Below are 22,827 nucleotides of genomic sequence, written 5' to 3'. Positions count from 1 at the left end.
TTCTCACTTCTTGCGGCTCGCAATGCCCTTGCGAAGAACGAACTTCTGGACCTTGCCGCTCGCGGTGCGCGGGAACTCGTCGACGACATGCAGTTCCTCCGGCCACTTCTGCCGAGCGAGGCCCACGCGGTCGAGGTGGGCGCGCATCTCGTCGAGCGTGGGCGCCGGGCGACCGGGTTTCAGGCGCAGTACGGCCGCCGCGTGTTCGCCGAGCCGCTCGTCGGGTACGGCCACCACAGCGGCCTCCGCGACACCCGGCAGGGCGAGGAGCACCTCCTCGACCTCCAGCGCGCCGATGTTCTCGCCGCCCCGGATGATGATGTCGGCCTTGCGGTCGGTGATCGTGAGATAGCCGTCGTCGTCGAGGACCCCGATGTCTCCGGTGCGGTACCAGCCGTCGGCGTCGAAGGCCCGGCCGGTCAGCGCGGGGTCGGTATAGCCGAGGCAGAGATCCGGTCCCCGACTGAGGATCTCGCCGTCCTCGGCGAGCCTGACCTCGACGCCGGGCAGGGTGCCGCCGTCGGTGTAGAGGCGCTTGGCCTCGGGCGCGGTGTGGCGGGAGCCGGTGATCGACGGGTGCTCCGTGCTGCCGTACGAGCGGAAGACGGTGATCCCTAGGCGCGCCAGCCTGTCGGTGACGGCGGCCGGGACCGCGGAGCCGCCGAGGCCCGCGTACTTCATGCCGGCGAGGTGGGCGGGCGTGAAGTCGGGATGGTCGAGGAGGCTCGTCAGGTAGTACGCGGCGCCGCCGCCGACCGTCAGCCGGTCCCTCTTCATCAGGTCGAGGGCCGTGCCGGGGTCCCAGACGTCGGCGAGGTCCACCGGGGTGCCGTCCAGGACGGGGATGAGGAAGGCGTTGACCATGCCGATGAAGTGGCCGACAGGTGCCGAGGTGAGCTGGCGGCCCCGGTCGGGCGGGTAGAGCCCGGCCAGTTGGCGGGTCTCGAAGCCGAGGGTCTGGTGGCTGTGCACAACTCCCTTGGGGTCACGGGTCGTTCCGGAGGTGAAGGCGATCAGCGCCGCGCCCGCCGGGTCCGTCGCGAGGACCCCGGACAGGGGTTCGCCGGCGAGCAGGTCCTCGAAGTCCCGCCCGACGACGCCGACCACGGGCACGTCCGCGCTCAGGTCCGGCTGGTGTTCCAGGTGGCCGAAGCGGGCGGCGGTGACGAAGACACGCGGTCGGACGGCGTCCAGGATGTAGCCGACCTCCTTGCGCCCGTAGAAGTGGACGACCGGCACGACGACCGCGCCGAGGAACGCCGACGCCCAGAAGACCGCCGCCGCCTCCATCCAGTTGGGCAGCTGGAACGCGACCACGTCGCCGGGGCCCACCCCGCGGGCCCTGAGACCGGCCGCCAGTCGGCGTGCGACCCGCTCGACGTCGGCGAAGGTTCCCGTCCACGGCCGCACCACCGAGTGCACGCGAAACTCCGTGTCGGGGGCGGCCGTCAGCCCGTGCGCGAGCAGGTCTCCGAGCGTGTCGCGGGTCCACCAGCCCTCCGCCTCATAGCGCTTGGCGAGCTCGGCGGGGACTGTGCGCGTGGGGATCGTTCGCATCGCGGGAACTCCCTCCCTTGTAGCGAGAATTGCACTCTCGCAGAGAGAGAAGGTAAATTCCACACATGGTACGAGACCACGGTTTCCACCCGGTCCGGATCAAGCGGATCGTCCAGGAGACAGCCGACACGCGCACATACGTACTCGACGCTCCCTTCCCCTATCGCGCCGGGCAGTTCCTGACGGTGCGCGCGTGCGGCGCCCTGCGCAGCTACTCGATGTCGAGTTCCCCGGACACCGACAGCGAGTTGATGACCACGGTGAAGCGGGTTCCGGGCGGTCTGGTGTCGAACTGGATGCACGACCACCTCGCGCCCGGCGACCTCATCGAGACCACGTCCCCGGCAGGCGTGTTCTGTCTGCGCGAGGGCACGGCGCCACTGGTCGCGCTCTGCGGAGGCAGCGGGGTCACGCCGATCCTCTCCCTCGTGAAGACCGCGCTGGCCACCACCGGACGGCGGGTACGGGTCCTGGCCGCCAACCGGGACGAGGACTCGGTCATCTTCGGCGACACGCTGGCCGACCTGGTGAAACGGCACCCTGACCGCTTCGAGGTCCGCCACCACCTCGATGACCGACAAGGCCTCGTGAGCGGGGCCGAGGTAAGCGAGTTCGTAGGCGGCGACCTGGGCGCGGACTTCTATCTCTGCGGGCCGGCGCCCTTCATGGCACTCTCCGAGAACACGCTTCTCGCGGACGGTGTCCAGTCCGGGCAGATCGTCGTCGAGCGCTTCTCGGTGCCGGCTCCGACGGTCGAGGTGTCAGCCACCACGCTCTTGCCCGGTGGCGGCACGGTCACCGTCGCTCTCGCCGGGAAGCGCCGCACGGTCGACCAGCATCCCCGCGAGTCGCTGCTGGAGAGCGCCCGCCGGGCCGGTCTCATGCCGCCGTTCTCCTGCGAGATGGGCAACTGCGGCACCTGCATCGCCCGCCTCACCGAGGGCGAGGCCAAGATGCGCGTCAACCACGCGCTGGACGACGACGAGGTCGCCGAGGGCTGGGTGCTTACTTGCCAGGGCGAACCGGTGACCCCGCACGTCACGGTCGAGTACGAGAGCTGAGCCCCCCGGGAACCGAAGTCCGCGCCCCACCGACCGAAGAGGCACACATGGTTGATCTCGAACTCGAACTGGACGAGGGCCTGGCGGTCATCACCATCAACCGTCCGCACGCCCGCAACGCCATCGCGCCGGCCACCATGGACGAGCTGGACCAGGCCCTCGACGCGGCGGCGGACGCCCGGGCCCTGGTCATCACGGGCGCGGGCGACAGGGCGTTCGTGTCCGGCGGGGACCTCAAGGAACTCGCCGCGATCCGTACCGAGGACGAGGCGCTGGCGATGGCCCTGCGGATGCGCGGCGTCTGCGACCGGCTGGCCGCCTTCCCCGGGCCGGTGATCGCCGCCCTCAACGGGCACGCCTTCGGCGGCGGCGCCGAGGTCGCGGTGGCCGCCGACATCCGGATCGCGGCCGACGACATCAGGATCGGCTTCAACCAGACGGCCCTGGCGATCATGCCCGCGTGGGGCGGCGCCGAACGCCTCGCCGCGCTGGTCGGCAGGGGCCGGGCACTCCTGCTCGCCGGCACCGCGCAGATACTCGACGCGCCGGAGGCCGAACGCCTCGGCCTGGTGGACCGGGTACTGCCCAGGGCCGCCTTCGAGGAGGGCTGGCGCACCCTGGCCCGCCAGCTCGCCACCCGCCCCGCACAGGAGATCAAGCGGGTGGTGTCGGGGAACCTGACGCCGAACGAGGCGGCCCACGCCTTCGCCCGCCTGTGGGTGTCCGAGGAGCACTGGCAGGCAGCGGAAAGGGTGATGTCCCGTGGATGACACACGAGTTGGGACCGCAGGCGGAGAATCCGTCGGCGCCGGCCTCCTGGCACAAGCCGGAGCCGACCGCCCCGTGCCGCCGGCCGAACCCGCCCACGTACGGCCCGAGTCGACCGACGTACGCGTGGAGGCACCCGACACGGTGGTCGACACAAGTACGGCCCACCCCACGCAGGCCCGAATCGCCACCACAGGCCAACACAGCGGCCCCGGGCGCCTGGCACAGGCCGGGACCGACCGTCCGCGCCCGTCGCCCGAACCCGCCCACACGCAGCCCGACCTGACCGACGTACGACCTGTCCGGCCGGGTGATGCGGCAGCCGATGCGGGTCAAGTCGGCCCTGTACGGGTCGAGTCGAGCCCGATCGGGCCGGTCGTGACTCCGCCTGACCCCACCGGTCTCGTGATCCTCCATCTGCACGGCGACCGGCATCTCGCCGGCACCCCGGAGTCGGCCCTCGACCTGGCCGGGCGGCTCGCGCTGCGCACCGGAGCGGTGGTCGTCTGTCCGCGCTACCGCTCCTCGTTCCCGGGCGCCCTCGACGACGTGCACGCGGTGTACGACTCCTGCCGGGCCCTGGGGCCGGTGGCGCTGGCCGGGGAGCGGCTCGGCGCCGGGCTCGCGGCCTCCCTGCTGGTGCGGCTGCGGGACATGGGGGCCGCGGCGCCGCAGTGTGCGGTGCTCGGCTCGGCACTGCTCGATCTCACCCTGGACGCGCCCAGCCTGTTGTTCAACGCGGCGGCCGAGCCAGCCTTCGACCTCGACGAACTCCGGTTGCGCGCCGCCCTTTACACGGCCGGCACCGAGCCGGCCAACCCGCTGCTCAGTCCCCTGCACGCGAATCTGCACGGGCTGCCGCCGGTCCAACTGCTGGTGGCGGGAACCGATCCGCTGCTGGACGACTCACTGGGCTTCGCCTCCCGCGCGGCCCGTTCCGGGGTCGCCGTGGATCTGCGGGTGTGGGAGGACGCCGAGCGGTTGCGGTCCGGGACGGTGACGGCCATGGCCGGGTTCATCCGGGCGTGGACCCGATCAGAAGGGTCATCACGTCCCGCATGATGTCGGGGTAGTCGGACTGCTCGTCGTCGAGCAGCCACTGCAACTGCATCCCGTCGAGCATCGCGACCAGGGCACTCGCCGCGGCGCGAGGAGTGAGGCCGCTGGGCAGGCGGTCGCCGTAGATCTCGGTCAGCTGGGCGACGGTGTTGTCCTGGATCGAGCGGTAGTGGTCGTGGAAGAACGCGTCGGAGGGATCACCGCCGATGATCCCCTCCGCCACCAGCACGCTGTGGATCTGGACGAGCCCGGCGTTCTGATGGTCGTAGGCGACGACCTCGGCGACCAGGCTCGGCAGGTCCTTGTCCGCGTGGCCGGCGGCCAGATGCTCCCGGGCCAGGTCCTCCCGGCGCTGCAGGAGCGCGCGCAACAGGCGCTTCTTGCTGGGGAAGTAGTGCAGGACGCCCTGCCGGGTCAGCCCCGCCCGCTCGGCGACCGCGTCGATGGAGGCCCGTCTGTAGCCACGCTCGGCGAACACTTCCAGGGCGGCACCCAGGATTTCCTCACGCCGGGCCGTCGTCTCCACGCGTCACCTTCTCCGCCACCGGCACACCGATGTGCCGGTACGGTCACCACACCACACAAGTGCCTCCTGCGGCCACTGCCGCACGCCTGCCAGTTCCGGGGCCGGGCAACGCACGGCACGGCACGCCAACGCCCGCCTGCGCGGCGGGCGTTGGCGTGCCGTGAAGACCCGGTCGCGGTGACAGGGCGGCGTCAGCCGTTCCCGGCGGGCGGCTCGAAACCGGCGACGATCACCATGTTGCTGTCGGCCGCCGCGTGCCGCAGGGGCTTGGCCTTCTCGTACTCGGCGGACTCGTACCAGGCACGGGCCACCTCCACCGACTCGAACTCGAGGACGATGGTCCGGTCGCCGTGCCACTCGCCCTCCAGTTGCTGCGGCCCGTCGTCGACGGCCAGGATCGACGCGCCGCTCGCGGCCAGCGTCGCCCCGGCGGCGCGGGCGTAGGCCTCCATACCCACCGGATCCTTGATGGCCTCGGTGACGATGACATATCCCTTGGGCATCTGCCTGTCCTCTCGGTTCACTGTGCGGGCCGGCCTCAGCTCAGCACGATGGCCCGCTCGGGGCAACTGCCGACGGCGGTCCGCACCGCGTTCTCGTGCTCGGCGGGAATCTCGGGCACCAGCACCTCGGCGTACCCGTCGTCGGTGAGGTCGAAGACCTCGGGGCACAGCGTCCAGCACACGCCGTGCCCCCGGCAGCGGTCCTCGTCCACGGTGGCCTTCATCGGGCGCGCTCCCCTGCCGGCGTGAACTCCAGGCCGAGGTCGGTCAGTCCGCGCAGGATGTACGTCGGCAGGTACCGGTACCGGCGGGCGTCGGCGGGGCCGTGCACCTCCTCGGAGATCCTGATGTCGGCCGTACGGTCGAGGACGCGCTCGATGGCCACGCGGCCCTCGGCCCGGGCGAGGGGCGCGCCGGGGCAGGTGTGGACGCCGCGGCCGAACGCAAGATGGTGGCGGGCGTTGGCCCGTGTGGCGTCGAAGGTCTGCGGGTCCTCGAAGTGGCGCGGGTCGCGGTTCGCGGCGCCGTTCAGGACCATGAGCGTGGTGCCGGCCGGGATGTCGACCCCGCCCACCGTGGCCGGTACGCGGGAGAGCCGGAAGTCGCCCTTGATGGGGCTCTCCATCCGCAGCACCTCTTCGACGAAGTTCGGGATGCGGTCGCGTTCCGCCCGCAACAGGGCCTGGATCTCGGGCTGTTCGGCGATGATCTGGAGCGCGTTGCCCAGCAGCCGGACGGTGGTCTCCTGGCCGGCCGCGAAGAGGTTGGTGGCGACGCGGGCGACGTCGGCGACGTCGGGGGTCGAGCCGTCGGGGAAGGTGGCGATGGCGAGGCCGGTGATCACGTCGTCGCGGGGTTCGCGGCGGCGGTCCTCGACGTACTCCGCGAACCGTTCGTACAGGTACTCCAGGGGCGTGTGCGTCATCTCGCCCTTGGTGCTGCCGACGCCCGCGTCGGAGTGCGGCCGGTTGAGTTTCTCGGCGAACTCGTCCCGGTCGGCCTCGGGGATGCCGAGCAGGTCGGTGATGACCCGCAGGGTGAAGGGGCCGGCGAAGCCGCCGATGAAGTCGCCCTCGCCCGCGGCCAGATACTCGTCCAGCTGGGCGTCGGCGAGGTGCCACATGGACGCCTCGTTCTCCTTGAGACGCCTCGGCGTGATGAGCCGCATCAGCAGCCCGCGATGAGCCGTGTGCAGGGGAGGATCGAAGGTCGGCAGCTGGTCGCTCATGGGGAGTTCGTCCCGGTGGCGCTCGATCAGCTCGCTGATGTCGTCGCCCTCCAGCGGCACCGGGAACCCCGGGAAGGGCCCGGTCACCGACACGCACGAGGAGAACGTCTCGGAGTCGCTGAAGACCTGCACGGCCTCGTCGTAGCCCGTCACCATCATCACGTCGTGATGGTTCTCGCGCTGGACGGGGCACTGGCCGCGCAGGGCCTCGAAGTACGGATACGGGTCCGCGACGGCCCCCTCGTCCCGGAAGAAGTCGATCGCCTCGAAGTCGTTCACGGCCTGTACCGCTCCCTTCGTCACCCTGACGACAGACGATAGCAACGCTCGCAAATAATGAGAAGGACATTTCCATTCAGGGGAACTATCCTGGGACCCGCCTGGCGGAGACCAGCGGCCGGTCGATTGCCGCCATGACGGCGAGGGCGTCGTCGGCCGTCCGCATCACGGTCACGCCCGCCGGAGTGCCGGCCTCCGCGGCGAGGTCTGCCAGCAGCCGGGCGTCCTTGCGCAGCAGCGGTCCGCCATGGGTGGCGATCCGGTCGAGGGTGCCGCCGGCCGCGGCGACCCGGCCGAGCGCGAAACTCGCCCCGCTGCCGTGCGCGAGGACGTCGGCGAGACCGGCGGGGTCCACGTCGAGGGTGCGCCCGAGGGCGAGCACGTCGGCGGAGGTCGCCAGATTCGCCGTGAACAGGGCGTTGTTGAGCAGCTTGGCGACCTGCCCCGAGCCCAGCGGACCCATGTGGACGACCGGATCGCCGTACGTCTCGAACACCCGTCGGCAGAACGCGACGGTCCCGGACTCGCCCCCGACCATCACCAGCAGCCGCCCCTCGGCCGCCGCCGCGCCGCCACCGCTGACCGGCGCGTCGACCAGAGCGACCCCGCGCAGCCGGGCCCTGTCGGCGAGCCGACGGCAGGTGTCGGGGTGGACGGTGCTGTGCACGGCGATCACCCCGCCCTGCCGGAGCCCGGCGAGCACACCCTCGTCGCCGACGACGACCTCCTCGACGTCCGCGTCGTCACCGACACAGACGCACACCAGGTCACTGGCGGACGCCAACTCGGCAGCGGACACAGCACGTTGGGCGGCAGTGCCGGCGAACGGGGTCAGCGAGGCGGGTCTTCTCGCCCACAGCGTCGTCGTGAAACCGGCGTCGACGATCCGCCGTGCCATGGGCCCGCCCTGGCTTCCGAGCCCGATGAACCCCACACGCATCAGCCGGTCTCCTGCCCTGCCACTCCGCTGACAGCCGGGTCCTCCGTCTTCACGGCCCGTTCGGGACGCTCGGGCCGCCAGAACGTCGCCAGCAGGCCCGCCGTCGCCACCACGGCCACCCCGAGTGCGATGCCGCCCCCGGCCCAACCGGTGACCTCGATGTCGGCAGCGTGGTCCACGGAGACCGTGCCGGGTCCCAGCACGCCGAGCGCCAGGGAGATCGCGGCCAGCATCAGGACGTACTCGTAGCCGTCCTTGAACACGAAGAACCCGTTGGGCCGGTGGGCGAGCAGCCCCGCGACCAGCATCACCGAGACCACCGCCGCGCAGGCCAGCGGGGTGAACAGGCCGAGGACCAACAGCGCGCCCGCGCCGACCTCGGTGATCACGCTCATCCACGCCTGCAGCGTCCCGTGCCGCAGCCCGAGCCCGCCGAACCAGCGGGCCGTGCCCTCGATCTTTCCGCCGCCCCGCCAGTGGTTGAGCCCGTGCGCGATCATGATGACGCCCAGGACCACTCTGACGACCAGCACCGCGACCGCTTCCGCGTTCGTCAACTCGCCCTCCCCTGCTGCCGTTCGGCGACGTCCGCCGCCGCTTCTGCTTCCTCGCGTGCGAGCACGCACTCCTCAACGAACGAGAGCACCTTGAGGTGATAGGCCAAAGACGTCAACCCAATGCTCAAGTTGTGTCCGCCGCCCGCCTGTTCGTCGACGGCGACCCGGGGCGACGCGGTGAACAGGGAGGCGATGTCGGCGAGCGCCGAGGGCCCCGAGCTCCAGACCCGCTCGTGTTCACCGAGCGTGTAGTGGACGGGGACGCGGATCAGGGGGGCGAGCTGGGGAAACGTGTCGATCCAGCTCCGGGCCACGGCACCCTCGTACGCGGGTGAGCGCGAGGAGATGCGGGCGCCGCCGACCACGTCGTCGGCGTACAGGCGGGACGGCTGCCACAGCAGGTCGCGTACCCCGCTGTTCGGCGGCCGGTGCCGCCAGTCGCCGAGGATTCCGGCCGCGTCGTCGTGGTGGCGGCGTCCGGTGCCGGCGAGTTCCAGGCCGAGCAGGTCCGGTCCGCGCCGTTCGTCGGCCGCCATGCGGACACCGAGTTCGCTGCCGATGGAGTGGGCCCACACGAAGACGCCGGCCCCGCGCGGGCGGGCCGCGAGGAGTCGCTCCACGGCCCGGTAGGCGACGTCGACGCGCCGCTCCGCGCACGTGAACTCGTCGGCGTACGGGGCCGAACTGCCGTATCCCGGGCGGTCGATGGCGATGACGGTGAAGCCGAGGGCCTCGCCGGTGCGCAGCAGGGACAGCCGGGGCCGGTCCGGGTAGTCGAAGTAGCCGGAGAAAGCGGCCCCGCCGTGCAGCGCGAGGACGACGGCGCGCGGTTGCCGTACCTCGCGCAGCAGGGCCGATACGGGGATGCCGTCCACGTCGACGACGACGCGTGAGGCACCGGTCATGTGTCGGCTCATGTATCGGACCGGAAGAGGATCGCACCGCTGGGGGTGAGTCCTCCGGTGCTGACCACGGCGATCCGGGCGCCCGGCACCTGACGTGCGTCGGCCTCGCCGCGCAGTTGGGTGATCGCCTCGTGGACCAGGCCCAGGCCGTGGGTGCGACCGTGGGACAGCTGTCCGCCGTGGGTGTTCAGGGGCAGCAGGCCGTCACGGGCGATGTTCTTGCCGCCGTCCAGGAAGTCCTTGGCCTCACCGATCCCGCAGAAGCCCAACGCCTCGATCCAGGAAAGGCAGTTGAAGGTGAAGCCGTCGTAGAGCTGTGCGACGTCGACGTCCGTCGGCCGCAGCGAGGTGCGGGTCCACAGGTGGGCGGACTGGCCGAGCACCTGGGGTTCGTGGGTGAGGGTGCTCTGGTCCCACTCGATGCGTTCGAGGATCTGCGTGCCGACCGCCTCGACGAGGACGGGCGGTCTGGCGAGGTCCCGGGCCGCGTCCACGGCGGACACGATCACGGCGACCGATCCGTCGCAGGGCACGTCGCAGTCGTACAGCCCGAAGGGGGTGGTGACCGTTCTGGCCTGGAGGTAGTCGTCCATGGTCAGCGGGTCGCGGTAGATCGCTGTGGGGTTGAGCGCGGCGTTCGCCCGCTGGTTGAGGGCGATCCAGCCGAGGGTCTCGCGGGTGGTGCCGTAGCGGTGGAAGTGGCGTTGCGCGTTCATGGCGAGGGTGTGCGAGGCCGAGATCGCGCCGAAGGGCTTCATCCAGCCCGCCGCCGCCGGGCCGCCGGGCGGGGTGATCCGGCCGCGTTTGACCAGTTCGCCGTACGACGACTCCCACACCGTACGGAAGCACAGCACATGCCGGGCCAGCCCGCCCGCGACCGCGAGCATCGCCGCGACCAGTGAGCCGCCGGGGCCGAAGGTCTCGCTGCCGCCGTTGTACCAGGTGGGCCGGACACCCAACGCGGCCTCCAGCGCGAGGACTCCGCCCTCGGCGAAGCCTCCGTACGCCCCGGCGCCCGGGTAGGCCGCCAGACCGTCGATGTCGGCGATGGTCAACCCGGCGTCGGCGACGGCCCGTTCACAGGCCTGCACCGTCAGCGACAGGGGCGGTACGAGGAGGCGGCGCCCGATCTCCGAGGCGCCGACACCGGTGATCGCGACCTTGTCCTCGAATTTCTCCGGGGTCACCATCGGGCGTACGTGGGAACGGAATTGGCTGGGTTCGATGGCGTCCATGGGGAAGGGCGCCGGGGTCTTCTGGTCGGCCGCCGGGCGGAACAAGGGGAGCCACGCGTCCTCGGTTGCCCGTTCGAAGACGACCTCCATGCGCATGCCCAACCTCAGCTGGTCGGGCTCGCATTGGACGGTGTTCGTGGTGAGGCGGACCCGGGGGTCCTCCTCGATGGCGACCTGGGCGACGACGAACGGCGTCGGCAACCCGGGTGCGGGGAAACGGTGGTTGACGGTGAAGCCGATCAGGGTCGCGAAGCCGGAGACGGCCCGCACGCCGGTCTCGTGCCCGTGGCAGTAGCGGCACACCGGCTGCGGCGGATGGATGAGGGCCGCGCAGGACCCGCACTCCGTCAGGCGCAGTCGGCCGTCCGCGCCGGAGGTCCAGAAGAAGGCGTTCTCCTCCGTGATCTCCGGCGCGGCCCGCCCCGGCGTGTCGGGTGTCTCGTCGGTCATTCGGCGATCTGCGCCTTCGCCCTGCGAACCGTCACCGGCTCGGCGATCCGCTGCTCGTCGCAGACCCGCTGCAGCTTCTCCAGGGTCTCGTCGAGCCCGGCGCCGAGCCGGGGGCCCGGGGTGAAGGTCGCCGGGAGGTGGCGCATGCCCTGGATGGTGCCGATGGTCTCGTAGTGCACTGTGCCCTCCGGGTCGCACCGGTAGTCGGGCATACGGTCGAACACCTGGGTGACCATGCGTTTGAAGACCGTACGGGCGACGTTGGATCCGATGCAGCGGTGGATGCCGAGGCCGAAGCTGCTGTGCCGGTTGGCCGGGCGTTCCAGATGGATGGTGTCGGGGTCGGGGAAGACGGAGGGGTCGCGGTTGGCCATCGCCCAGGACAGCCAGAGCCGTTCTCCCTCCTTGAACCGTGTTCCGGCGATCTCGCAGTCGGCGGAGAACGTGCGTCCGTCGCCCGGCGCGGGCGCGAAGAACCGCAGGAACTCTTCCGTGGCAGAGTCCAGCAGGGTGTCCCGGTCGCGGCTGAGGCGGTCCCGCTCAGCGGGATTCTCCCCGAGCCACTCCAGCGCGTGCGCGGTGAGCGCGGTCGTGGTGTCGAAGCCGCCGCCGATCAACAGGGCAAGTACGCCCACGAGTTCGCTGTCCGGCGGGTTTTCGCCGTTGATGTCCGCGTGGATCAGTGCGTCCACCAGTCCGGGCCTGGGGTTGGCGCGGATCTCCGCGATGGCCCTGGCCAGGCCGACGGCCATGTTGCGGCCCATCTCGGCGACCCGCTTCATGTCGGGCGAGTCCGGCGGTGTGTAGACGGAGGCATGCGCCGGCTCGTTGTAGACGGTCCAGTCCTTGAGCGGGATGCCCATCATCGCCAGGGTGAGGACGGCCGGGACGACGTTGGCGAGGTCGTCGACGAAGTCGATCCGGCCGGACTCGATCTTCTCGTCGATGGCGGCCCGCACCACCTCGTCGATGACCGGGATCCAGCGGCTCATGGCGGCCGGGGAGAGGTAGGGGTTGAGCGACTGGCGGTAGTGGCGCTGCCCGGGCGGGTCCATCTCCAGGAACCCGCCCTGGATCTGCCTCGCTTTCTCCGACGGTGGCGGGATGGTGACGCCCAGGTATCCGCGCCGTTCTCCCTCCACGTCGTGGTCGTTGGAGATGAACTCGGCGGCCCGGGCCAGTTCGAAGACCTCGCGGTTGCCGCTGGCGACCCAGTGGCCGCCGTGCGTCTCGGTCCAGGCGATCGGGCACCTGGACTGCAACTCGTGGGTGGTCTCGGTGAACTGGTGGCGGTACTCGGGGGTGTGCCGGTCGAAGTGGACCGTGTGTTTCTTGCGGTCGGCGTCGTCGTCCGTGGTCATGGTGTGGTTGTTCTCCCCTCAGGAAACGAAGATCGCGCGTTCCGGGCAGGACCTGACCGCCTCGATGACCTGGTCCTGCTGGTCGTCCGGAACCTCCTCGTCGGTCGCCGACGAGTGACCGTCGATCTCGCTGAGCTCGAACACCTTCGGAGCTCTCATGGCGCAGAGCGTGTGGCCCTGACAGCGCTCCGGGTCGACCCGTACCTTCACGACCTGATTCCTTCCTGCCGCAACTTCGGGCTTCCTGCCGCCATTTGGGGCTTTCTGGCACAACTTCGCATTCGCTGCCGCTACTTCAGGTCCGCCATCGACTTGCCGACATCGGCGAGCGTCATCGGTTTCCCGTAGGAACCCTTGTACTTGTACGCCGGGATGTCGCAACGGTAGGAGCCCTGATCCGGCTTGAAATCGGCGACGGTCCAGCCCTTGTCGGTCGCCTGCACCACGTTGAAGCACTTGGGCGGGTTGGTGACCTTCGTCAGGTCCATAGGGGCCTGGAGACCACCCGCGGTCCACTCCGTCTGCTTCATCGCGTTCTCGTACACACACTTGCGGGTCAGGTCGTCGCACTCGCCGGCCGCGGTGGCGAACAGCAGCCAGGCCGTGAAGGAACGCAGCGCGGGCAGGGTGACCTGGGCGTCGGGCGCGTACTTGGCGAACAGGTCCTGGACCTGCTTGGTCGCCGGGTTGTCGGCGGCCTGCTCCAGCGGGGCGACGCCGCTGAGGTCGGCGTAGTTGTTCTGCTTGGCGAGGGAGCTTTTGGCCAGCTGGAGGAAGGCGGGGCCATAGGCGTTGTTGTTGGTGTCGATCCAGTCGAGTTTGTAGCCGGTGTTGGTCAGTGCCTGTTCGAGTTTGGCCAGTTCGTTGAAGGAACCGTTGAAGATGAGGCCCTTGACCTTCTTGCTCTTGATGGTCTGCGCGTAGGGCGTCCAGTCGGAGACCCCGGCCGCCGGGTAGACGTCCGCGTAGGCCACCTTGCCGCCGATCGCGGGAATCAGTTCCTTGACCTGAGCGGCGATGACCTTGGTGATCGGAACGTCGCCGGAGATGACGCCGACATGCTGGGCGGAGTCCGGGTGGGCCTCCTTGAGGAGCCACGTGTAGTAGCCGGTATAGGGGGCGTAGCCGACTCCGGCGCCCTGGGCGAGCACCTGGAGGTCCGCGCCGAGGGCGTTCAGCGTGCCGGACTGCGCGGGGAAGTCGGGCAGCAGACAGCTCAGCCGTGCCTTGACGCCGAGCCCGTCGAAGGCGGCGCCGCCACCGACGAGGGCGAAGTCGTCCCGGCAGGCCTCGATCATCCGCTGCTGGACCTCCATGAGCTTGGAGTCGCGGGTGACGGGGACGATCTTGCGCCCGTTGATGCCGCCCGCGGCGTTGCACCACGAGGTGAACACCTTGGCCGCGTTGACGAACTCCGGGTTCTTGGTGAACCCGATGTCGCTGAACACCCCGACCTTGATCTCGCTGTCGGTGACTCCCTGTTCGGTGACGGCCTTGGGGCTGCCGGAGTGGCAGACGTTCTTGAGTGTGCCGAAGTCCGCGTTCGCGGTGGCACCGGACGCGGATGTGGACGGCTCGCCGGCACTGGACGTGTTCGTGGAGCGATCGGAACACCCGGCCAGGGCCAGGACGAGCGCGGTCGCGATGAGCAGTCGTCTCATCGGTCCTCCCGGTGAAATCGGTTCTGGAACTGCGGTGACCACCCGGTTGCGGTGATCAGGTGACCGCGCCCGCCTCTTTCAGTTCGAGGATGCGGGCCCAGTCCAGGCCCAGTTCGAGGAGGATCTCCTCGGTCTGGGCGGCGAACTCGGGCGCGGGCCCGAGTGGTTGGGTAGTGGTGACGTCGAACTGCACCGGACTGGCCGCGAGTTGTAGCTCACCGGCCTTCACCAGGTACTCGTTGGCCCGTACCTGGGCGTCCTCGCCGACCTGGAGGGTGTCCTGTACGGGGGCCCAGGGTCCGGCGAGGGTGGCGAAGCGCTTCGTCCAGTCGGCGAGCGTGCGGCCCGCGAGCACCTCGCGCAGGATCTTGACGGCCTGCTCGGTGTTGGCGGCGATGAGGTCGGCAGTGGCGAAGCGGGGATCGTCGGCGAGGTCGGGGCGGTCAATGTGCCGGCACACGTCGGCCCAGAACTTGCCGGGTTGCATCATCACGAAGGCCAGGTGGTGGCCGTCGGCGGTGACGTACAGCCCGGACAGGGGGTTGGCCACGGAGCCGTGGGAGCCCGCCGACGGCGCGGCCCAGGGCCTGCCGAGGTGGAGGGAGAGCGCGGTGGCGTGTCCCATGGCCCAGACGCCGCTGCCGAGCAGGGAGACGTCGACGACCGAGGCTTCGCCGGTGCGTTCGCGCCGCAGCAGCGCCGCCGCGATACCCCCGGCGAGGTTCGTCCCCGAGATGGTGTCCCCGTAGGCGGGCCCGGGCGGGTTGATCAGGCCTTCGCTGCCGGCCGGGGTGATACTGGCGGCGGTGCCGGCCCGGCACCAGAAGGCGGTCATGTCGTAGCCGCCCTTGCCGGCCTCGGGGCCGCGTGGTCCGAGGGCGCTCCCCCGGGCGTAGACGATGTCCGGGTTGACGGCTCGGATGTCGTCCACGTCGATGCCGAACCGTTCGCGGTGTCCGGGCAGGAAGCTGGTGAGGAACACATCCGCGCGTCTGGCCAGGTCGTACAGCACCTCGCGGCCCTCGGGCTTTGCGATGTCCAGGCCCAGGCTGCGTTTGCCCCGGTTGGCGTGTTCGACGTTGGGGTTGGGGTCGCCCTCGACGACGAACGTGCCGGTCCGCCTGAGACCTCGTTGCGGGTCGCCGTTGACGGCGTGCTCGACCTTGACGACGTCGGCGCCCCAGTCGGCGAGAACGGCGCCGGCCGAGGGGACGAAGCCGTACATGGCGACTTCGAGGACGCGGATTCCCTCCAGGGGCCTCACCGGACGACCGCCGCGAAGGACTTGTACTCCAGGAACTCCTCGAGTCCCGGCACACCGCTCTCGCGGCCGGTGCCGGACTGCTTGTAGCCGCCGAACGGGACGTCCGCGGCGAAGTAGTTGCCCCCGTTGATGCTGAACGTGCCGGTGCGGATGCGGCGGGCCAGCGCGATGGCCCGCTCCTCGTCGGCGCTCTGGATCCCGCCCGAGAGGCCGTAGACCGAGTTGTTGGCGATGCGGACCGCGTCGTCATCGTCGTCGTACGGGATGACCGCGAGCACCGGTCCGAAGACCTCGTCCTGGGCGATCTCGCTGTCCGGGTCGACGTCGGTGAGCAGGGTGGGCGTGAAGTAGAAGCCGGGGTCGATCCTCGTGCCGCCGGTGACGAGTTTCGCGCCCGCGGCGACGGCCCGCTGGACCATGCCGTCGACCTTGTCGCGCTGTTTGGCGCTGATGAGCGGGCCGGCGAAGGTCTTGGGGTCGGTGGGGTCGCCGAGGCGCATCCGGGCGAGGCCCGCGGCGACCTTCTCCACGATCTCGTCGTGGTGGGCCCGGGGCACGAGCAGCCGGGTGGTGAGCGCGCAGCCCTGTCCCGAGTGGGAGCAGATGGTGCCGGCCGCGAACATGGCGGCGGTGGTGAAGTCGGCGTCGTCGAGGATGATCATCGCGGACTTGCCGCCGAGTTCCAGGAAGACCTTCTTCACGGTGCGGCCGGCGACCTCCATGATCCGGCGGCCGGTGGCGGTGGAGCCGGTGAAGGAGACCATGTCGACGTCGGCGTGGCTGGTGAGCACCTCGGCGGCCTCGACGGAGGTGGAGGTCAGCACGTTGACCACGCCGGGCGGGATGTCCGTGTGCCCGGCGATCAGTTCACCCAGGAACAGTGTGGTCAGGGGGGTGTCCGGGGCGCCCTTGAGGACGACCGTGCAGCCCGCGGCGAGCGAGGGGGCGAGCTTGGCCAGGGCGAGCTGGTTGGGGTAGTTGTACGCGATGATCGCGGAGACGACCCCGACAGCCTCCTTCTCCACCCAGCGGCGGTGGCGCTGCCCGCGGATCTCGACCTCGCCGAGGTTCTCGGTCAGGGGGTACTTGCGCAGCAGGTCGGCGTAGTAGCGGACCAGCTTGACCGGGTCGTCGAGCTGGGGGCCGTAGGTGAGCATGCGGGGCGCGCCGACCTCGGCGATCGTCAGCTCGCGCAGCTCCTCCAGGTGGTCGATCAGTGCCTGATGGAGCTGGTCGAGACAGCGGATGCGGAACGGGGCGTCGGTCGGCCAGCTCGTGGTGTCGAAGGCGCGGCGGGCTGCGGCCACGGCGGCCTCGGTCTGGGCGACCGTGGCATCGGGGGCCTGGCCGAGGACCTCGCCGGTGGCGGGGTTGAGCGAGGGGAAGGTGTTCTCGGACCCGACGAGCGATCCGTCGATGAGCAGCCGCTTCACCGCGAACTCCCCTGTACGTCGCTGACCTGCCGCCTCACAGCCGGACCCCCTGGCCGCCGTCCACGGCGATGACCTGGCCGGTCAGCCAGCCCGCGGCATCGGAGAGCAGGAACAGCACGGTCGGGGTGAGATCGCCCGGTTGCCCCATCCGGCCGAGCGCCAGCCGCTGCGCCATCGCGGCCTGATGCTCCTTCGGCAGGACGGTGCCGGTGGCCTCGGTGTCCGTCGGTCCCGGGGCGATGCCGTTCACCCGGATGCCTCGGCCGCCGAGTTCGGCGGCGAGCGAGGCGGTGAGGTGGTTGATGCCGGCCTTGGCGAGCCCGTAGTACCCGGTGGCCATGTAGGAGGCGGTGGACGACTGGTTGACGATCGCGCCGCCCTCGGTCATGTGCGGGACGACGGCCCTGGTGCAGTAGATCGCGCCCATCAGGTTCACCTGGATGAAGCGGTTGAGGTAGTCCAGGTCGACGGTGGTGATGCCGTCGCGCTTCATGCTGTGGTAGATCGCGGCGTTGTTGACCAGGTAGTCGATCCGGCCGAACTCCGCGACCGTGGCCGCGGCCAGCGCCTCGGCCGACTCGGGGTCCCCGACGTCGACCTTGACGAAGATCGCCCCGTCGATGTCCTTGGCGACCCGCTGCCCCTGCTCCTCGTTGATCTCGGCGACGACGACGCGGGCACCCTCGGCGGCCAGCGCCCGAGCATAATCCTCGCCGATTCCCTGTCCGGCACCGGTGACGATCGCCACCTTGTCCTGGAACCGCATCCTGTCTCCTCGCTCGGATGGGCGGCCTTGCTCCAACCTGGCGGAAACTACATTCTCACTTTCGGCAAATCAACCATCCGAACACGAGAATGTCCCGCATCACAGTGAGTTGCAACGTGAACGGAGGACCCAGGCCCGCCCCCTTCGACCCCGCGACCCCGACCCGAGACCTGCACGGCACTTCCCGGCGAACACCAGTGAGAATATCATTCTCGCTCAGGGAAGGGATATTTCCATGATCGATAACAGGGTGTCGAGTCAGGCCGCGGACCCCAACCGGCAGACCGGCGACCGCACCACGCGGGAGACCGCATGAAGACCGCGGTTGTCACCGGAGGCAGCTCCGGAATCGGGCTGGCCGTCGCCGAGCGACTGACGGCCGACGGCTATCACGTCGCGACCCTCGACCTGAACCCCTCCGACTCGGCCCCGGCACAGTCACAGATCGCCGATGTCACCGACCGGGCCCAGGTGGAGCAGGCGCTGGCCGCCGTCCGGGAGCGGCTCGGGCCGTGCACCATCCTGGTCAACGCGGCCGGGGTGGCGGGCTACAAGCGCTTCCAGGATCTGACGTTCGCCGCCTGGCAGCGGGTTGTCGACATCAACCTCAACAGCGTCTTCCACTGCGTCCAGGCGGTACTGCCCGACATGCTGGAGGCCGGATGGGGGCGCATCGTCAACATCTCCTCCTCCAGCGCACAGTCCGGGCAGCAGTTCATGACGCACTACGTCGCGGCCAAGTCGGCGGTCAACGGCCTCACCAAGTCACTCGCGCTCGAACTGGGCCCGGCCGGCATCACCGTCAACGCGGTGCCGCCCGGCTTCATCGACACGCCCATGCTGCGCAGGGCGGAGTCGCGCGAGCTGCTCGGCGGGACGGTCGAGGAACACATCCAGCGCACTCCCGTACGGCGGGTCGGACGCCCCGAGGACATCGCCGCGGCCTGCGCGTTCCTCGTCTCGGAGGAGGCCGGGTACATCACCGGACAGATCCTGGGCGTGAACGGCGGGCGCAACACATGAACCGCACGCGCCGCATCGCACCCCTCCCGCACGCCGAGTACCTGAAGGCGCTGGGCGCGTCGGCCCCCGATCCGCGGAAACCGCCCTCGAACGCGCTCGGACTGCTCGCCCGGCACCCCGAACTCGCCAAGGCGTTCCTCGCCTTCAACAAGTACCTGCTCGTCGACTCGACCCTGCCGAAGCGCACCCGTGAGCTGGTCATCCTGCGGGTGGCCTGGCGGCGGCAGTGCCGGTACGAGTGGGCGCAGCACGTCCTGATCGCCCGGCACGCCGGGATCACCGACGAGGAGACCGACCTGGTCCGGACCGGCGCCCCGACGCTCCTCAACCGGGCGGTGGACGAGCTGGAGACGGACTCGCGGCTGTCCGACGCGACCTACCGGGAGCTCGGTGCGGACCTGGACGACCAGCAGCTCCTGGATCTGGTGTTCACGGTCGGCACGTACGGCGCGCTGGCCGCGGCCTTCAACACCTTCGAGGTGGAGCTGGATCCAGGAATCCCCGACGAGAACTTCAATAGGCAGACATGAGAATGATATTCTCACTCTAGAGAAGGGAGTGCTCATGCCACACTTCGCCAAGCCGTCGGCCGGCAGCTGGACCGAGCAGTACCCCGAGTTGGGTACGAGTCCCGTGAACTACGAGGACTCGATCGACCCCGCGTACTACGAGGCCGAGCGGGAGGCCGTCTTCAAGCGGACCTGGCTGAACGTCGGGCGCGTGGAGCAGGTGCCGAAGACCGGCAGCTACTTCACGAAGGAGCTCGCGGTCGCGGACACCTCGCTGATCGTCGTGCGGGGCAGGGACAAGGAGATCCGCGCCTTCCACAACATCTGCCGGCACCGCGGCAACAAGCTGGTGTGGAACGACTTCCCTGGCGAGGAGGTCAAGGGCACCTGTCGTCAGTTCACCTGCAAGTACCACGCCTGGCGCTACAGCCTCGACGGCGATCTGACCTTCGTCCAGCAGGAGCAGGAGTTCTTCGACCTGGACAAGTCCGACTACGGCCTCAAGCAGGTCCGCTGCGAGGTCTGGGAAGGCTTCGTCTTCGTCAACCTGGATCCGAACGCGCTGCCGCTGCGGGAGTACCTCGGCGACCTGGCCAAGGGCCTGGAGGGCTATCCCTTCCACGAGATGACCGAGGTCTTCACGTACAAGGCCGAGATCGGCAGCAACTGGAAACTGTTCATCGACGCGTTCGCGGAGTTCTACCACGCTCCCGTCCTGCACATGAAGCAGGCCGTCAAGGACGAGGCCGACAAGCTCTTCAACGTCGGGTACGAAGCGCTGCACTACGAGATCCACAGCCCGCACTCGATGATCTCGTCCTGGGGAGGCATGTCCCCGCCGAAGGACCTGAGCATCGTCAAGCCCATCGAACGCGTCCTGCGCAGCGGCCTGTTCGGCCCCTGGGAGGCACCCGACATCGAGGGACTCGATCCCCTTCCCCCGGGTCTCAACCCGGGCGCGCACCGGGCCTGGGGAAACGATTCCTTCGAGTTCTTCCCCAACATGACGCTGCTGATCTGGAAGCCCGGCTGGTATCTGACGTACCACTACTGGCCGACGGCGGTGGACAGGCACATCTTCGAGGCCAACCTGTACTTCGTGCCCGCCAGGACTGCCCGGGAGCGGCTGAAGCAGGAGCTCGCGGCGGTGACGTTCAAGGAGTACGCCCTCCAGGACGGCAACACCCTGGAGGCCACGCAGACCATGCTCAAGAGCCGGGTGGTGACCGACTTCCCGCTCTGCGACCAGGAGTTGCTGCTCCGCCATCTGCACAAGACGGTCGCCGACCACGTGAAGGAGCACACCGATGCTGCCCAGTGAGTTCGCGGCGCTCGAACCGTTCACCCCGTGGGTCCTGGAGACGGAGCGGGAGCGCTACGGCAAGCGGCTGGCCAGCTCCATGGAGGAGATGCAGGCCTTCTACGACGTGGCGTTCCCGCTCCTCGATCAGGCGTCCGACCACCTGGACAAGTACCCGCTCGACGAACTGCCGGAGCCCGAGCGCAATCTGCTCCTGCTGATGTTCTCCCTGGTGAACGTCTCGTTCCCGGTCGAGGTGTGGAAGCAGGCCCGGGTGCCGGACAGCGGGGCCGCCTACATGGACCTCGTCGTCGAACCCAGGGTCTGACCGGCCGTGGTCACGCTCAGGGCGGCGCGCGTACTGCACGTCGAGACCGGGGAGTTCGAGGAACCCGGTCTCGTCCATGTCGACGGCGACCGCATCACGCGGACCGGCGCCGATGTCGATGCCGGGGGTGACGTACTGGATCTCGGAGACGTCACCCTGCTGCCCGGCCTGATGGACATGGAGGTCAACCTCCTCATGGGCGGCCGGGGGGAGACCCCGGTCCTGTCCATGGTCCAGGACGATCCGCCGCTGCGCATGCTGCGGGCCGTGGGCAACGCCCGGCGCACCCTCAGGTCGGGCTTCACCACGGTCAGGAACCTCGGGCTGTTCGTGAAGACCGGCGGCTATCTGCTGGACGTCGCCCTCGCCAGGGCCGTCGACGCCGGCTGGATCGAGGGGCCCCGGATCGTCCCCGCGGGGCACGCCATCACCCCGACCGGCGGTCATCTGGACCCGAGCGTCTTCGGCGCGCTGGCCCCCGGCATCATGCCGCTCTCCGTGGAGGAGGGCGTCGCCAACGGGGTCGACGAGGTGCGCAAGGCCGTGCGGTACCAGATCAAGCACGGGGCGCGGCTCATCAAGGTCTGCGCGTCCGGGGGTGTCATGTCCCACACGGGCACCCCCGGCGCGCAGCACTACTCCGACGCGGAGTTGCGGGCCATCGTCGACGAGGCCCACCGGCGCGGGCTCAAGGTGGCCGCGCACACCCACGGGGCCGACGCGGTGCGCTCGGCGGTCGAGGCGGGCATCGACTGCATCGAGCACGGCTTCCTGGTGGACGACGAGACCATCGCGCTGATGGCGGAGCGCGGCACCTTCCTCGTCCCGACCACCGCGCTGATCGACGGCATGGACGTGTCCCGGGCCGCGCCCGAACTGCGCGCCAAGGCCGCCGAGGTGTTCCCGCACGCCCGGTCCGTCGTCGCCAGGGCCGCCAAGGCGGGCGTCCGTATCGCCGTGGGCACGGACGCGCCGGCCATCCCGCACGGGCGGGGCGCCCAGGAGATGGTCGCGCTCGTCGAGCGGGGCATGGAGCCGCTGGAGGTGCTGCGGGCGGCGACGGTCAACGCGGCCGAACTGATCGACGCGGACGACCGCGGTCGCGTCGCGGAGGGACTGCTCGCGGACCTGATCGCCGTACCGGGCAATCCACTTGAGGACATGTCGGTACTGGCCGACGTGCGGTTCGTGATGAAGGGGGGCAAGGTCTTCCGCAACGAGCCGCGGTGACAAGCCGGTTGAGCCGTACGAACAGGGCCGTTCGGCGGGATGCGCCCACCCCCGCCGAACGGCCCTGTCGTGTGCCGGTATCACTGGTCCTTGATGTGCTCCTTCATGCCCTCCAGCCGGGTCAGCACCGGATACCCGCTCACGCTCAGCGCGTTCCCGTGCCCCGTCTCGTGGATGTCGAACACCGACTGGACGGCCGCGTAGAAGCCCTGCACATCCAGGGTCTGGTTGACGGCCCGCTTGGCCTGGCGCAGCCCGAAGGGCGGCATCCGGGCGATGCGGTCGGCCAGCTCCATGGTGGCCGCGTCGAGTTGGTCGAGCGGGACGACCTGGTTGACCATGCCGACCCTCTCCGCCTCGGCCGCCGTGACGGCCCGCCCGGTGAAGAGGATCTCCTTGGCCTTGCGAGCACCCAACTCCCAGGTGTGACCGTGGTATTCGACGCCCCCGATGCCCATGTGGACGACAGGGTCGGAGAATTCGGCGTTCTCGGCGGCCACGATGAGATCGCACGGCCAGCAGAGCATGAGTCCGCCCGCGATGCACTTGCCCTGCACCGCGGCGATCGACGGTTTGGGGATGTTGCGCCAGCGCAGGGTGTACTCCAGGTACCGGCGGGTCTCCGCGTTGTAGATCCACTCCAGGGTGATCTCCTTCGGGGCCGGCCAGCGGTCCTTCAGGTCGTGCCCGGCGGAGAAGTGCCGCCCGTTGCCGCGCAGCACGATGACGTGTACGTTCTCGTCGGCCGCCGCCCGGCTCCACGCGGCGTCCAGATCGTCGAGGAGCGACATCGTCTGGGCGTTGGCGACCTCGGGCCGGTTGAGCGTGATGACCGCGACCCGGTCCTTGACCTCGTACAGAATCTGGTCCATGCGCGTGCTCCT

24 protein-coding genes are annotated in these 22,827 nt (G+C 69.8%); 8 read left to right on the top strand and 16 right to left on the bottom strand.

Features of this window, described 5'->3' with window-relative positions; genetic code table 11:
- Positions 1-3: 3 nt before the first annotated feature.
- Positions 4-1,557 (bottom strand): AMP-binding protein, encoded by a 1,554-nt coding sequence (locus ACW4TU_RS42815; RefSeq protein ID WP_457422575.1) that lies wholly within the window; start codon positions 1,555-1,557, stop codon positions 4-6.
- Between the two features lie 65 nt (positions 1,558-1,622).
- On the opposite strand from ACW4TU_RS42815, the gene ACW4TU_RS42810 reads away from it, so the two are divergent.
- The 3 genes from ACW4TU_RS42810 to ACW4TU_RS42800 are packed head-to-tail and all read left to right on the top strand — an operon-like array spanning position 1,623 to position 4,448.
- Positions 1,623-2,618 carry a 2Fe-2S iron-sulfur cluster-binding protein gene (locus tag ACW4TU_RS42810; RefSeq protein ID WP_457422573.1) on the top strand — a complete coding sequence of 332 codons (996 nt, stop codon included), beginning with the start codon at positions 1,623-1,625 and terminating at the stop codon, positions 2,616-2,618.
- Positions 2,619-2,665: 47 nt separating this feature from the next.
- Positions 2,666-3,388: an enoyl-CoA hydratase/isomerase family protein gene (locus ACW4TU_RS42805; protein ID WP_457422571.1), complete on the top strand. Its 723-nt coding sequence runs from the start codon at positions 2,666-2,668 to the stop codon at positions 3,386-3,388.
- Positions 3,381-4,448, top strand: coding sequence for an alpha/beta hydrolase fold domain-containing protein (locus ACW4TU_RS42800; RefSeq protein WP_457422569.1), 1,068 nt, complete (start codon positions 3,381-3,383; stop codon positions 4,446-4,448). Before ACW4TU_RS42805 ends, ACW4TU_RS42800 begins: the two co-directional genes overlap by 8 nt.
- Here ACW4TU_RS42800 and ACW4TU_RS42795 read toward each other — a convergent pair.
- The 14 genes from ACW4TU_RS42795 to ACW4TU_RS42730 all read right to left on the bottom strand — a co-directional run bounded on the left by ACW4TU_RS42795 (position 4,402) and on the right by ACW4TU_RS42730 (position 17,553).
- Positions 4,402-4,971 (bottom strand): TetR/AcrR family transcriptional regulator, encoded by a 570-nt coding sequence (locus ACW4TU_RS42795; RefSeq protein ID WP_457422567.1) that lies wholly within the window; start codon positions 4,969-4,971, stop codon positions 4,402-4,404. The genes ACW4TU_RS42800 and ACW4TU_RS42795 overlap by 47 nt on opposite strands.
- A 191-nt stretch (positions 4,972-5,162) precedes the next feature.
- The gene (locus tag ACW4TU_RS42790) at positions 5,163-5,474 is read right to left on the bottom strand and encodes a DUF1330 domain-containing protein (RefSeq protein WP_457422565.1); all 312 of its coding nucleotides are present in this window, start codon (positions 5,472-5,474) and stop codon (positions 5,163-5,165) included.
- A 35-nt stretch (positions 5,475-5,509) separates the two neighbouring features.
- Complete coding sequence (locus tag ACW4TU_RS42785; RefSeq protein WP_457422563.1) at positions 5,510-5,698, bottom strand: ferredoxin; 189 nt, start codon at positions 5,696-5,698, stop codon at positions 5,510-5,512.
- A complete protein-coding gene (locus ACW4TU_RS42780) occupies positions 5,695-6,981 on the bottom strand; it encodes a cytochrome P450 (protein WP_457422561.1) in 1,287 nt (428 codons plus the stop codon). The genes ACW4TU_RS42785 and ACW4TU_RS42780 overlap by 4 nt, the downstream gene beginning before the upstream one ends.
- Positions 6,982-7,066: 85 nt before the next feature.
- Positions 7,067-7,921, bottom strand: coding sequence for an NAD(P)-dependent oxidoreductase (locus ACW4TU_RS42775; protein ID WP_457422559.1), 855 nt, complete (start codon positions 7,919-7,921; stop codon positions 7,067-7,069).
- A complete protein-coding gene (locus ACW4TU_RS42770) occupies positions 7,921-8,478 on the bottom strand; it encodes a DoxX family protein (protein ID WP_457422557.1) in 558 nt (185 codons plus the stop codon). Before ACW4TU_RS42770 ends, ACW4TU_RS42775 begins: the two co-directional genes overlap by 1 nt.
- Positions 8,475-9,395 carry an alpha/beta hydrolase gene (locus tag ACW4TU_RS42765; protein ID WP_457422555.1) on the bottom strand — a complete coding sequence of 307 codons (921 nt, stop codon included), beginning with the start codon at positions 9,393-9,395 and terminating at the stop codon, positions 8,475-8,477. Before ACW4TU_RS42765 ends, ACW4TU_RS42770 begins: the two co-directional genes overlap by 4 nt.
- On the bottom strand, positions 9,392-11,068 hold the full coding sequence (locus tag ACW4TU_RS42760; RefSeq protein WP_457422553.1) for a thiolase C-terminal domain-containing protein: 1,677 nt from the start codon (positions 11,066-11,068) through the stop codon (positions 9,392-9,394). Before ACW4TU_RS42760 ends, ACW4TU_RS42765 begins: the two co-directional genes overlap by 4 nt.
- A complete protein-coding gene (locus tag ACW4TU_RS42755; protein ID WP_457422551.1) occupies positions 11,065-12,429 on the bottom strand; it encodes a cytochrome P450 in 1,365 nt (454 codons plus the stop codon). The genes ACW4TU_RS42760 and ACW4TU_RS42755 overlap by 4 nt, the downstream gene beginning before the upstream one ends.
- Before the next feature lie 18 nt (positions 12,430-12,447).
- Positions 12,448-12,639 (bottom strand): ferredoxin, encoded by a 192-nt coding sequence (locus tag ACW4TU_RS42750; protein WP_457422549.1) that lies wholly within the window; start codon positions 12,637-12,639, stop codon positions 12,448-12,450.
- Between the two features lie 80 nt (positions 12,640-12,719).
- A complete protein-coding gene (locus ACW4TU_RS42745) occupies positions 12,720-14,090 on the bottom strand; it encodes an ABC transporter substrate-binding protein (RefSeq protein WP_457422547.1) in 1,371 nt (456 codons plus the stop codon).
- 55 nt (positions 14,091-14,145) lie between these two features.
- Entirely contained in the window at positions 14,146-15,354 is a 1,209-nt protein-coding gene (locus ACW4TU_RS42740) for a CaiB/BaiF CoA transferase family protein (protein ID WP_457422545.1), read from the bottom strand.
- A complete protein-coding gene (locus ACW4TU_RS42735) occupies positions 15,351-16,787 on the bottom strand; it encodes an aldehyde dehydrogenase family protein (protein ID WP_457422543.1) in 1,437 nt (478 codons plus the stop codon). Before ACW4TU_RS42735 ends, ACW4TU_RS42740 begins: the two co-directional genes overlap by 4 nt.
- 34 nt (positions 16,788-16,821) lie before the next feature.
- A complete protein-coding gene (locus ACW4TU_RS42730) occupies positions 16,822-17,553 on the bottom strand; it encodes an SDR family oxidoreductase (RefSeq protein WP_457422541.1) in 732 nt (243 codons plus the stop codon).
- Between the two features lie 312 nt (positions 17,554-17,865).
- Here ACW4TU_RS42730 and ACW4TU_RS42725 point away from each other — a divergent pair, with 312 nt between their 5' ends.
- The 5 genes from ACW4TU_RS42725 to ACW4TU_RS42705 are packed head-to-tail and all read left to right on the top strand — an operon-like array spanning position 17,866 to position 21,943.
- Entirely contained in the window at positions 17,866-18,576 is a 711-nt protein-coding gene (locus ACW4TU_RS42725; protein WP_457422539.1) for an SDR family NAD(P)-dependent oxidoreductase, read from the top strand.
- Positions 18,573-19,106, top strand: a complete 534-nt coding sequence (locus tag ACW4TU_RS42720; protein WP_457422537.1) for a carboxymuconolactone decarboxylase family protein — start codon at positions 18,573-18,575, stop codon at positions 19,104-19,106. The genes ACW4TU_RS42725 and ACW4TU_RS42720 overlap by 4 nt, the downstream gene beginning before the upstream one ends.
- Before the next feature lie 34 nt (positions 19,107-19,140).
- Positions 19,141-20,406, top strand: a complete 1,266-nt coding sequence (locus ACW4TU_RS42715; RefSeq protein WP_457422535.1) for an aromatic ring-hydroxylating oxygenase subunit alpha — start codon at positions 19,141-19,143, stop codon at positions 20,404-20,406.
- Complete coding sequence (locus tag ACW4TU_RS42710) at positions 20,393-20,713, top strand: hypothetical protein (protein ID WP_457422533.1); 321 nt, start codon at positions 20,393-20,395, stop codon at positions 20,711-20,713. The genes ACW4TU_RS42715 and ACW4TU_RS42710 overlap by 14 nt, the downstream gene beginning before the upstream one ends.
- A gap of 6 nt (positions 20,714-20,719) precedes the next feature.
- Entirely contained in the window at positions 20,720-21,943 is a 1,224-nt protein-coding gene (locus tag ACW4TU_RS42705; RefSeq protein ID WP_457422531.1) for a metal-dependent hydrolase family protein, read from the top strand.
- A gap of 80 nt (positions 21,944-22,023) precedes the next feature.
- Here ACW4TU_RS42705 and ACW4TU_RS42700 read toward each other — a convergent pair whose 3' ends face one another.
- Complete coding sequence (locus tag ACW4TU_RS42700) at positions 22,024-22,815, bottom strand: enoyl-CoA hydratase (RefSeq protein ID WP_457422529.1); 792 nt, start codon at positions 22,813-22,815, stop codon at positions 22,024-22,026.
- Between the last annotated feature and the right edge of the window lie 12 nt (positions 22,816-22,827).

It is taken from the genome of Streptomyces kryoterrae, assembly GCF_054072135.1.
This window is presented reverse-complemented; position numbering and strand designations above follow the sequence as displayed.

Excerpts from the sequence above, each read along its gene's own strand:
- ACW4TU_RS42725 (WP_457422539.1), top strand. The coding sequence starts at position 17,866 with ATGAAGACCGCGGTTGTCACCGGAGGCAGCTCCGGAATCGGGCTGGCC.
- ACW4TU_RS42715 (WP_457422535.1), top strand. The coding sequence starts at position 19,141 with ATGCCACACTTCGCCAAGCCGTCGGCCGGCAGCTGGACCGAGCAGTAC.
- ACW4TU_RS42745 (WP_457422547.1), bottom strand. The coding sequence starts at position 14,090 with ATGAGACGACTGCTCATCGCGACCGCGCTCGTCCTGGCCCTGGCCGGG.
- ACW4TU_RS42720 (WP_457422537.1), top strand. The coding sequence starts at position 18,573 with ATGAACCGCACGCGCCGCATCGCACCCCTCCCGCACGCCGAGTACCTG.
- ACW4TU_RS42815 (WP_457422575.1), bottom strand. The coding sequence starts at position 1,557 with ATGCGAACGATCCCCACGCGCACAGTCCCCGCCGAGCTCGCCAAGCGC.
- ACW4TU_RS42765 (WP_457422555.1), bottom strand. The coding sequence starts at position 9,395 with ATGAGCCGACACATGACCGGTGCCTCACGCGTCGTCGTCGACGTGGAC.
- ACW4TU_RS42760 (WP_457422553.1), bottom strand. The coding sequence starts at position 11,068 with ATGACCGACGAGACACCCGACACGCCGGGGCGGGCCGCGCCGGAGATC.
- ACW4TU_RS42785 (WP_457422563.1), bottom strand. The coding sequence starts at position 5,698 with ATGAAGGCCACCGTGGACGAGGACCGCTGCCGGGGGCACGGCGTGTGC.
- ACW4TU_RS42810 (WP_457422573.1), top strand. The coding sequence starts at position 1,623 with ATGGTACGAGACCACGGTTTCCACCCGGTCCGGATCAAGCGGATCGTC.
- ACW4TU_RS42755 (WP_457422551.1), bottom strand. The coding sequence starts at position 12,429 with ATGACCACGGACGACGACGCCGACCGCAAGAAACACACGGTCCACTTC.
- ACW4TU_RS42805 (WP_457422571.1), top strand. The coding sequence starts at position 2,666 with ATGGTTGATCTCGAACTCGAACTGGACGAGGGCCTGGCGGTCATCACC.
- ACW4TU_RS42700 (WP_457422529.1), bottom strand. The coding sequence starts at position 22,815 with ATGGACCAGATTCTGTACGAGGTCAAGGACCGGGTCGCGGTCATCACG.
- ACW4TU_RS42730 (WP_457422541.1), bottom strand. The coding sequence starts at position 17,553 with ATGCGGTTCCAGGACAAGGTGGCGATCGTCACCGGTGCCGGACAGGGA.
- ACW4TU_RS42775 (WP_457422559.1), bottom strand. The coding sequence starts at position 7,921 with ATGCGTGTGGGGTTCATCGGGCTCGGAAGCCAGGGCGGGCCCATGGCA.
- ACW4TU_RS42790 (WP_457422565.1), bottom strand. The coding sequence starts at position 5,474 with ATGCCCAAGGGATATGTCATCGTCACCGAGGCCATCAAGGATCCGGTG.
- ACW4TU_RS42710 (WP_457422533.1), top strand. The coding sequence starts at position 20,393 with ATGCTGCCCAGTGAGTTCGCGGCGCTCGAACCGTTCACCCCGTGGGTC.